This window comes from Pseudomonas sp. (assembly GCF_050739655.1).
In the GTDB taxonomy this organism is placed as follows: domain Bacteria; phylum Pseudomonadota; class Gammaproteobacteria; order Pseudomonadales; family Pseudomonadaceae; genus Aquipseudomonas.
Genome location: NZ_JBOIBY010000373.1, coordinates 45,277 through 51,466 on the forward strand (window position 1 = coordinate 45,277; position 6,190 = coordinate 51,466).

7 protein-coding genes are annotated in these 6,190 nt (G+C 57.0%); 4 read left to right on the top strand and 3 right to left on the bottom strand.

The features are described from left to right. Nucleotides 1-36: 36 nt before the first annotated feature. Nucleotides 37-1,731 carry a lactate permease LctP family transporter gene (locus ACRESJ_RS18350; protein ID WP_431759147.1) on the bottom strand — a complete coding sequence of 565 codons (1,695 nt, stop codon included), beginning with the start codon at nucleotides 1,729-1,731 and terminating at the stop codon, nucleotides 37-39. Between the two features lie 262 nt (nucleotides 1,732-1,993). Between ACRESJ_RS18350 and ACRESJ_RS18355 the strand changes: the two genes are divergently transcribed. After that, nucleotides 1,994-2,761 (top strand): FCD domain-containing protein, encoded by a 768-nt coding sequence (locus ACRESJ_RS18355; RefSeq protein ID WP_431759148.1) that lies wholly within the window; start codon nucleotides 1,994-1,996, stop codon nucleotides 2,759-2,761. 99 nt (nucleotides 2,762-2,860) lie between these two features. Here the strand turns inward: ACRESJ_RS18355 and smpB are convergent, their stop codons facing one another. Then, nucleotides 2,861-3,343 carry an SsrA-binding protein SmpB gene (smpB, locus tag ACRESJ_RS18360; protein ID WP_008057382.1) on the bottom strand — a complete coding sequence of 161 codons (483 nt, stop codon included), beginning with the start codon at nucleotides 3,341-3,343 and terminating at the stop codon, nucleotides 2,861-2,863. Between the two features lie 118 nt (nucleotides 3,344-3,461). Between smpB and ACRESJ_RS18365 the strand changes: the two genes are divergently transcribed. Genes ACRESJ_RS18365 through ACRESJ_RS18375 form a run of 3 tightly spaced genes read left to right on the top strand, consistent with a single transcriptional unit; the run spans nucleotide 3,462 to nucleotide 5,614 of the window. Beyond that, entirely contained in the window at nucleotides 3,462-4,865 is a 1,404-nt protein-coding gene (locus ACRESJ_RS18365; protein ID WP_431759149.1) for a sodium-dependent transporter, read from the top strand. A gap of 7 nt (nucleotides 4,866-4,872) precedes the next feature. Further along, nucleotides 4,873-5,307, top strand: coding sequence for a type II toxin-antitoxin system RatA family toxin (locus ACRESJ_RS18370; protein ID WP_431759150.1), 435 nt, complete (start codon nucleotides 4,873-4,875; stop codon nucleotides 5,305-5,307). Continuing rightward, nucleotides 5,300-5,614 (top strand): RnfH family protein, encoded by a 315-nt coding sequence (locus ACRESJ_RS18375; RefSeq protein ID WP_431759151.1) that lies wholly within the window; start codon nucleotides 5,300-5,302, stop codon nucleotides 5,612-5,614. Before ACRESJ_RS18370 ends, ACRESJ_RS18375 begins: the two co-directional genes overlap by 8 nt. 61 nt (nucleotides 5,615-5,675) lie before the next feature. Here ACRESJ_RS18375 and ACRESJ_RS18380 read toward each other — a convergent pair. Then, the coding region (locus ACRESJ_RS18380) for an outer membrane protein assembly factor BamE (RefSeq protein WP_431759152.1) at nucleotides 5,676-6,190 on the bottom strand (515 nt) is incomplete at its 5' end.

A 6,190-nucleotide genomic window follows, 5' to 3' on the forward strand; every position in this document is an offset into this window, starting at 1 on the left:
GTCCGGCGTCGGTTTTTTCTATGTCGCGAGTAGTACTTAGTGCACCAGCATGCCGGTGAACCAGTAGGCCTGGGCCAGGGTGATCAAGCCGACGATCGTGGCGAAGAACAGGCTGTGTTTGAGGGTGAAGCGGAACAGGTCCGATTCCTTGCCCACCAGGCCAGTCGCGGCGCAAGCCACGGCGATCGATTGCGGCGAGATCATCTTGCCGGTCACGCCACCACTGGTGTTCGCCGCTACCAGCAAGGTGTCATTGACACCGATCTGGTGTGCGGTGGTCGCTTGCAACGAACTGAACAGTGCGTTGGACGAGGTATCGGAACCGGTCAGGAACACACCCAACCAACCCAGGAACGGCGAGAAGAACGGGAAGGCTGCGCCAGTGCCGGCCAGAACCAGAGCCATGGTCGACGACATGCCCGAGTAGTTGGTGACGAAGGCGAAGGCCAGCACCATACCGATGGACAGGATCGGCCAGCGCAGTTCGTAGAAGGTCTCTTTCAAAGTGGTCAGACCAGTTTTGATGTTGATCTTCAGAACCATCATCGAGATCAGCGCCGAGAAGAAGATCGCTGTGCCGGTCGCGGAAATCGGGTCAAGCTTGAACACCGCTGGAATGGCGGTCGGGTTGGCCACGATTGGCGCGACCTTGATCACCATTTGATCAAGATGCGGGATGGCAAAGTTGAACACGAAGCTGTACATCGAGCCGCCGGCTGCGAACATGGCCTTGAACGGCTTCAAGGTCCAGATGGTGACCAACACGGTCAGGATCAGGAACGGCGACCAGGCTTTGAAGATTTCTCCAAGGCTGTAGGGCGAAGCCACGGTGGTGCGCTTTTGACCGAAACCGCCGGAGCTTTCACCGACTACCGAGGCGGAGACGGCGCCGACGATGTGCTGACCGGCAGCGCGCTTAGGCTGCCAGACTTTCAGGAACAGCGTCAGGGAGATCAGGCTGACGAGCGCCGAGGTGATGTCCGGCAGTTCCGGGCCAATGAAGTTCGAAGTGAAGTACTGGGTCACTGCGAAACTCAGGCCGGCAACCAGTGCCGCAGGCCAGGTTTCCCGAACGCCACGCAGGCCATCCATCATGAATACCAGCCAGAATGGTACGAACAGCGACAGCAGTGGCAGCTGGCGGCCAGCCATGGCGCCGATCTTGAACGCGTCGATACCGGTCACTTGCCCGGCGACAATGATCGGGATACCCAGGGCGCCGAAGGCCACAGGTGCGGTGTTCGCGATCAGGCACAGACCGGCGGCGTACAGCGGGTTAAACCCAAGGCCGACCAACAGCGCGGCGGTAATCGCTACTGGAGCGCCAAAGCCGGCAGCACCTTCCAGGAAGGCACCGAAGCAGAAACCGATGAGCAGCACCTGCAGGCGTTGGTCGTCGGTAATCGACAGCACCGAGCTGCGGATCACTTCGAACTGACCGCTCTTTACCGTCAGTTTGTAGAGGAACACGGCCGCCACGATGATCCAGGCAATCGGCCAAAGGCCGTAGGCAAAGCCATACCCTGCGGCGGCGAATGCCATGTCGACCGGCATCTGGAAGGCAAAGATCGCCACCAGGATCGACAAGGCCAACGTGATGCTGCCGGCGACATGTCCCTTAAGACGGAACACGGCCAGAGCCAGGAAGAAAAACACGATGGGAATGACGGCCGCGAGTGCGGATAAACCGAGGCTGCCGAGAGGGCTGTAGAGCTGTTGCCAAGTTTGCATATGGGGTGGCCCCTAATTGTTGTTGGTCAGGCGCTGATCAGCGTTCTTGGATAATTGGTAATACCAATTTACAATCGCTGTTGGCTAGGGTAAAAGCCTTGTAGGCGGTGTGTCAATTTGCCGCCCTAAAACTTTTGTCGAATACCTGCCCCGAAGGGGTGTTCGCTGTGTTTGAGCAAGTGCTGTATGGCAGGTGCTGGCGCGACGCCAATCAGCCAGAATAGAGCGCCGGCGAGCCGTCGGATCGTGGAGAAGATGAGTTATGGGGTTTGATCAGATTCGTCAGCGCCGTTTGTCTGACGATATTGTCGAGCAGCTTGAGGGCATGATCCTTGAGGGCACGCTGAAGGCGGGTGAGCGCTTGCCGGCTGAGCGTGCGTTAGCCGAGCAATTTGGCGTATCGCGTCCTTCGTTGCGCGAAGCCATTCAAAAGCTGACGGCCAAGGGGTTGCTGGTCAGTCGTCAGGGTGGCGGCAATTACGTGGTGGAGTCGCTGGGCACAACATTCAGCGATCCATTGCTGCTTCTGCTGGAGAGTAATCCGGAGGCTCAGCGCGATCTGTTGGAGTTCCGGCATACCCTGGAAGCGTCTTGTGCCTATTACGCCGCATTGCGTGCCACGGATGTCGATCGCGAGCGCCTGACTGCGGCTTTCGATGAATTGCAGGACTGCTATTCGCGGCAAGACGAAGTGAGCCGGGCGGAAGAAGGGGCGGCAGACGCGAAATTTCATCTGGCGATTGCCGAGGCCAGTCACAACGCAGTGTTGCTGCACACCATTCGTGGGCTTTTCGATTTGCTCAAGCGCAATGTGGTGACCAACATTGGTGGCATGTACAAACAGCGCACTGAAACCCGCGACATGTTGATCACGCAGCATCGAGAGTTGTATCAGGCGATCATCGAAGGGCGAGCGGAGCAGGCGCGGGAAGTTTCCAGTCGGCACATTTTGTATGTGCAGGAAGTACTGGAGGAGGTGCGTCAGGAAGTGCAGCGCGTGGCTCGAGCGGAACGACGCAAGGGGATGTAAAGGGTTTCAAACGCAAAAGATCGCAGCGTTCGGTAGCTTCTGTAGGAGCTGCCGAAGGCTACGATCTTTTCGCTGGTGCCAGAAATTCAGGCTGGAAAATTAATCTTCCTTGCCCTTGTTCCGCACAGCGCGCTGCAACTCACGCCCGGCGTCGCGTTCGCGCTCGGTATCACGCTTGTCGTATTCCTTCTTACCCTTGCCCAGAGCGATTTCGCACTTGACCATGTGCTTGCTCCAGTACCAGGAAAGGCATACGCAAGCGTAACCCTTTTGCTGCACGGCGGCAGCGAGCTTTTCGAGCTCGCGCCGGTTGAGCAGCAATTTTCGAGTACGAACCGGGTCAGCGATGACGTGGGTGCTGGCGGTCGTCAATGGCGTGATGTGACTGCCGAGCAGCCAGGCTTCGCCATCCTTGAGCAGCACGTAACTGTCGACCAGTTGCAGCTTGCTTGCCCGCAAACTTTTTACTTCCCAGCCGGCCAGGACCAGACCAGCCTCGAACCGATGCTCGATGAAGTAATCGTGTCGCGCCTTTTTATTTTGCGCGATGGTCCCTGTTGGGTGTTTCTTCTGTTTAGCCATAGGGGCGGCATTATAGGGAGTTGCACGCGAGTCGGCTACGGGGTTGCTGCATGCTTGAGCACGTTGATTGAATCCCGGACAATGCGCGCTCTTTTTTGAACGCTCGGGCGTGTTATCGATGTCGACAGACAAGGTTTCTGTCCACGGCAGTTGGGCTAGTCGATGGGTATTCATACTCGCCGCGACCGGTTCGGCTGTGGGGTTGGGTAGTATCTGGAAATTCCCTTACATGGTCGGCGTCTACGGCGGCGGCGCTTTTGTCCTTATGTTCCTGGCCTGTATCGCGCTGATCGGTGTGCCGGTGATGCTCGCGGAAACCCTGATTGGCCGGCGCGCTCGCCAGAGCCCGGCCAACGCCTTGAAGGCGCTGGCGCTGGAGGTTGGGCATTCGGCCAAATGGTCCTGGGGAGCATTCGCCGGGATGATCACGGCGTTGCTGATCCTGTCTTTCTATAGTGTCGTCGGCGGCTGGTCGCTGGATTACATCATCGACATGGGGCGTGGCGACTTTAAGGGCGCAACAGCCGATCAGGTGGGGGCTTACTTTGGCAATGTGATCGCTGATCCATGGCGGCTGACACTTTGGCACACGATTTTCATGCTGTTGTCGGCGGTGGTGATTGCCAAGGGTGTGGTCGCCGGGCTTGAACGCAGCTTGCGAATCATGATGCCTTTGCTTTTTGTGATGATCCTGGTGCTACTGGGCTACAGCATGACTACCGGGCATTTCATGGAAGGCGTGCACTTCATGTTCGATTTCCATCCGGAAAAGGTCATGGATGGCTTGCTGCCAGCGATGGGGCACGCTTTCTTTTCCCTCAGTGTCGGCGTCGGTTCGATCATGATCTACGGTGCCTACATGCCGAAGAACTCGTCGATATCCGGCACTGTTGTCGGCGTGGCCTTGCTCGATACTTTCGTATCGCTGGTTGCTGGTCTGGCGCTGTTTCCGATTGTGTTTGCAGCGGGCCTTAACCCGAGCGAGGGTCCTGGCCTGATGTTCGTCAGTCTGCCGTTTGCCTTCGGTAACGTAGCGCTCGGCCAATTGATGGGCGTAGTGTTCTTCGTGCTGGTGGCGGTGGCGGCCTGGAGCTCGGCGATTTCCTTGCTTGAGCCGATGGTGGCTTATCTGGTCGAGCGAACGAAAGTCAGTCGTGCCTGGGTGACGTTCTGGCTGGCATTTACTTGTTGGTTTTTCGGTTTGGGTACTGTGTTTTCCTTCAATATCTGGAAGGAGGCCAAGTTTTTCGTGAACGAAGGCGGCCTGTTCCACCTCTACCAATGGGGGGCGGCGGGTGGCCTCGACTTCTTCGGTGTGATTGATTTCTTAACTTCGCGGATCATGTTGCCACTCGGTGGTTTGTGTTTCGTGGTGTTTGCGGGCTGGGTGATGGGCCGGGAAGCGGTGCGCGACGAATTGTCGATCCGCAACCCTGCATTGTTTGCTCTGTCCTTGTTCTTGATGCGCTATGTGGCGCCCTTCGGCATCCTCGTAGTGTTTGCCGCCCAGCTGTGGAAATGACGCTTACATGACGACACATATTTCACGTTCAGCTTTGCTGCCATATCCGGCGCAAGCACTTTATGACCTGGTCAACGACGTGGCGCGTTATCCGGAATTCCTGCCGTGGTGCTCAACGGCCGAAGTCCTGGAGAGTTCTCCCGAGCATATGCGCGCCAGTGTTGGAGTGGCCAAGGGCGGGCTCAGTCAGCATTTCGTGACGCGCAATACCTTGGTGCCTGGTCAGTCGATTGAAATGAACCTTGAAGAGGGGCCATTTACTCAACTGCACGGCGTCTGGGCATTCAAGCCATTGGGTGAGAAGGCCTGCAAGATCAGCCTGGAGCTGTCGTTTGATTATGCCGGCCCGATTATTCGCGCAACCCTGGGGCCGTTGTTCAATCAGGCGGCCAATACGCTGGTAGATGCTTTCTGCCAACGGGCCAAGCAAATATATGGTTGAAGCAAATATCGAGGTCGAAGTGGTGTATGGCGCTGTCGATCGTCAGGTTCTGATGCCGATAATCGTTGAGGCGGGGACGACGGTTCGCGCCGCATTGTTGAAGTCCGGGATCGGCCAGGTGTTTGCGGAGCTGAATCTGAGCGAATGTCCGGTTGGAATCTTTGGCAAGGTAATCACCGATGCCGACACTCGCGTGGTTCAGTCGGGAGATCGATTAGAGATTTACCGGCCACTGCTTGCCGACCCGAAGGAAGTTCGACGGCTTCGGGCCGCCAAGGCAGCTGAGGCCAAAGCCAGGAATCAGTGAGCGGCAAAAGCTATTGGCAATAAAAAAACCCGGCGTGCCGGGTTTTTTATTGCGTCGCAAATTATTGCGGCGATGTGTCCAGTGGTTCTGGAGTCGGGACTGGAACGGTTTCTACACCGTCGACGTCCTTTTGAATCTGATCCAGCAACGAACCCGGCTTCACCGGTTTTTCCGGTTTTGGCTTCTCGACGTTCTCTGCCGGTGCAGTGACGGTTGTGCCGCTGTCTTTGCCGAGAATCGCTTCGTCACGGCTCACGCCTGGCATGAAATCACCAGAGAGGCTGACAAGCTGGTCATTTGGGTTGAAGATGACGCTAATGCGTTCCTGTTGGCGTTCACCGCCCCCTGGTTGCAGGCTGTACAGGTAATCCCAGCGATCGGCATGGAACGTGTCAGTCAGCAGAGGGTTGCCCATGATAAACCGTACTTGTTTTCGGGTCATTCCCGGACGTAACTGGTCTATCATGTCCTGCGTGACGACATTGCCCTGCTGGATGTCGATTTTGTAAACCCCGGGGAATGAACAACCGGCGAGTGCGAGCAGTCCCACAAAGGTGAAACTGGTTAGCAAGAGCT

Excerpts from the sequence above, each read along its gene's own strand:
- ACRESJ_RS18350 (WP_431759147.1), bottom strand. The coding sequence starts at position 1,731 with ATGCAAACTTGGCAACAGCTCTACAGCCCTCTCGGCAGCCTCGGTTTA.
- ACRESJ_RS18355 (WP_431759148.1), top strand. The coding sequence starts at position 1,994 with ATGGGGTTTGATCAGATTCGTCAGCGCCGTTTGTCTGACGATATTGTC.
- smpB (WP_008057382.1), bottom strand. The coding sequence starts at position 3,343 with ATGGCTAAACAGAAGAAACACCCAACAGGGACCATCGCGCAAAATAAA.
- ACRESJ_RS18365 (WP_431759149.1), top strand. The coding sequence starts at position 3,462 with ATGTCGACAGACAAGGTTTCTGTCCACGGCAGTTGGGCTAGTCGATGG.
- ACRESJ_RS18370 (WP_431759150.1), top strand. The coding sequence starts at position 4,873 with ATGACGACACATATTTCACGTTCAGCTTTGCTGCCATATCCGGCGCAA.
- ACRESJ_RS18375 (WP_431759151.1), top strand. The coding sequence starts at position 5,300 with ATGGTTGAAGCAAATATCGAGGTCGAAGTGGTGTATGGCGCTGTCGAT.